At 70.5% G+C, this 2,664-nt stretch carries 3 protein-coding genes; 1 reads left to right on the forward strand and 2 read right to left on the reverse strand.

The features are described from left to right. The coding region (locus CCN44_RS40335; protein WP_244204051.1) for a polysaccharide lyase family protein at positions 1–211 on the forward strand (211 nt) is incomplete at its 5' end. Between the two features lie 7 nt (positions 212–218). Here CCN44_RS40335 and CCN44_RS40340 read toward each other — a convergent pair. Together CCN44_RS40340 and CCN44_RS40345 are read right to left on the reverse strand one after the other, a co-directional pair. Then, positions 219–1,628, reverse strand: coding sequence for an RICIN domain-containing protein (locus CCN44_RS40340; protein ID WP_059253696.1), 1,410 nt, complete (start codon positions 1,626–1,628; stop codon positions 219–221). Position 1,629: 1 nt separating this feature from the next. Beyond that, the coding region (locus CCN44_RS40345) for a glycoside hydrolase family 43 protein (protein WP_086704106.1) at positions 1,630–2,664 on the reverse strand (1,035 nt) is incomplete at its 5' end.

Here is a 2,664-nt window from a genome sequence, read left to right on the forward strand (position 1 = left end):
CTCCCCGCCCGCCCAGCCGACCACCCGGTCCCTGACGGTGGGCTCCTACCGGGGCAACAACCACACCTTCACCTACAGCGTCCCGGCCAGTGCCTGGCGCACGGACACCGGCCGGTACAACGTGCTCAGGATCGACGTGGTGAGCGGTTCGGGGACGACGGGCTACCTCAGCGCGGGCACGGCGATCGACGCGATCGACCTGCTGGTATGACACCGGGTCAGCTGCCTTGGGTCCACTGCTGGTTGCCGGACCCGTTGCAGGTGTAGGTGATGATCGCGGCGGAGTTCGCGGTGGACCCGCCGGACACGTCCAGGCACTCCCCGCTCGCCCGGGCCTTCACGGTGACGTACGAGCCGGAGGCGGTGACCGACCACTGCTGGTCCGTCGCGCCGGTGCAGTCCTCCTGGGTGACGCCGCTCGCGTTCTCCCGCAGGCACAGGGAGCTGCCCCGGCCCACCAGTGCCCGGTAACCGTTGCCGAGGTCCTTGAACCACCACTTCTGGTTGGTGCCGCCGTTGCAGGTGTACTGGCTGACGGCGACGCCCTGCCACAGGGACTGGCCCGGCACGTCGGCGCACTTGGCGCTGTGCCGGGCGATCAGCGTGCGGTAGGTCGCGCCGGTGCCGGTGACGGTGCCGGCCGTGGTGTCGACGGTGATCTCCGGGTACCAGGACATGCTCATCGAGGTGGAGGTCGGGAAGGTCAGCGGCAGCCAGACGTACCGGGAGTCGTTGACCTTGCCGCCGAAGGAGTTGCCCCAGCGGTCGCCCAGGTACAGGTACGAGGTGCCCGAACTGCCCTGCACGGGAAGGACGTAGGCGGTCTGGGAGCCGTAGCCGGTGGAGTCGCCGACGGCGGCCCAGGAGGTCCAGGGCCCGGCGAGGGACGTGGCGGTGGCGTACTGCTGCTGGTTGGGGTTCCAGCCGGTGGCGCCCGACGTCAGCATGAAGTACACACCGTCCCGCTTGAAGAGGGCGGGCGCCTCGCGGTGGCCGCCGGGCCAGGGGTTGGCGACCAGGCCGGCGATGCCCGTGTAGTCGGCGGTGAGCCGGTAGATGTGCAGGTCGTAGTTCTCGTTGGCGGCCGAGACCAGGTACGCCGCGCCGTCCGTGTCCACGTACGTGGTCAGGTCGCGGGACATGTACCGGCCGAGCGGGCGGAAGCTGTCCCGGTAGGTGTAGGTGCCGTCGACGGTGTCGGAGACGGCGACGGCCGCGCGTGCCTCGCTGTAGTCGGTGCCGTTCTCCTTGTGCATCCACATGACGAACTGGCCGGTCGCCGCGTTGTACATGACCTTGGGGCGCTCGATGTAGGCGGTGGCCAGTTCGGCGGCCGAGGACTGGGTGAGGACGCGGGCGCGGAACTCCCAGTTCTTCAGGTCGGTGGAGCGGTAGGCGTCCACGGACCGGAAGGTGTTGTCGCTGTTGCGGTCCTCGCCGAACCAGTAGTAGTAGGCACCGACTTTGAGGATGCCGCCGCCGTGGGCGTGCACCGGGTTGCCCGATGTGTCGGTGAACTGGGTGCCGGTGGCGATCGTCCGGGGTGCCGCCTGGGCGGGGCCGGCGGTCGCCAGGGCGGCGGCGAGGGCGCACCCCAGGGCGAGCAGGATCGCGTACGCGCGTCTCATCTCACGCACCCTCCTGCACGGTGTCGGCCACGGGGACGCCGAAGTCCGGGGTGCCGTCAGGCTTCCAGCCGAGCTTCTGGATCCGGGTGTGCCGGTTGGGGTCGTGCAGCGGGTCGCCGGTGATCTCCTCGTACTGGCGGGCGTGGTAGACGAGGACGTCGGTGCGGCCGTCCTCGGCGACGGTGAAGCAGTTGTGGCCGGGGCCGTACTGCCGGGTGGTGTCGTTGCTGGTGAAGACCGGGACGGGCGACTTGGCCCAGCTGCGCGCGTCCAGCAGGTCGCTGTGCGCGTCGGCGGTCAGCAGGCCCATGCAGTAGTGCCGGTCGGTGGCGCTGGCCGAGTAGGTGAGGAAGACCCGGCCGCCGCGCCGGAGCACGTACGGGCCCTCGTTGACCTTGTAGCCCACGCACTCCCAGTCGTACTCGGGCGTGGACAGCCGGACCTGGGGGCCGGTCAGCGTCCAGGGGCTGGCCATCTTGGAGATCCACAGCGCGGTGTTGTTGTCCATGCCGGGCTCGTGCTGGGCCCAGACCAGATAGCGGGTGCCGCGGTGCTGGAAGGTGGTGGCGTCCAGGGAGAACGTCTCCCAGGCGGTCTTGACCTGCCCCTTCTCCACCCACGTCCCCTGGAAGGGATCGGGATGGGCGTTCTCCAGCACCCAGATGCGGATGGCCCACACGTCCTCGGCGGGGGCCGCCGCGAAGTAGATGTACCACTTGCCGCCGATCCGGTGCAGCTCGGGCGCCCAGATGTGCGCGCCCATCGGACCGGTCGCGTGTGCCCGCCAGATCACCGACTCGGCGGCCGTGGACAGGCCGTTCAGGGTGCGGGCGCGGCGCAGGACGATGCGGTCGTACTCGGGGACGGTCGCCGTGAAGTAGTACTGGCCGTCGGTGTGGCGGGTGATGTGCGGGTCGGCGCGCTGGCGGACGAGGGGGTTCGCGTAGGGGGTCGCCTTCGGGGTCTTCGCCCGGCTCTTCTGCGGGGTCGTCTCCGGGGCCGGCTCCGGGGTCCCGGGGGCGGCCCCGGAGACGAC

Origin of the sequence: Streptomyces tricolor, from assembly GCF_002155905.1 — a bacterium.
In the GTDB taxonomy this organism is placed as follows: domain Bacteria; phylum Actinomycetota; class Actinomycetes; order Streptomycetales; family Streptomycetaceae; genus Streptomyces; species Streptomyces tricolor.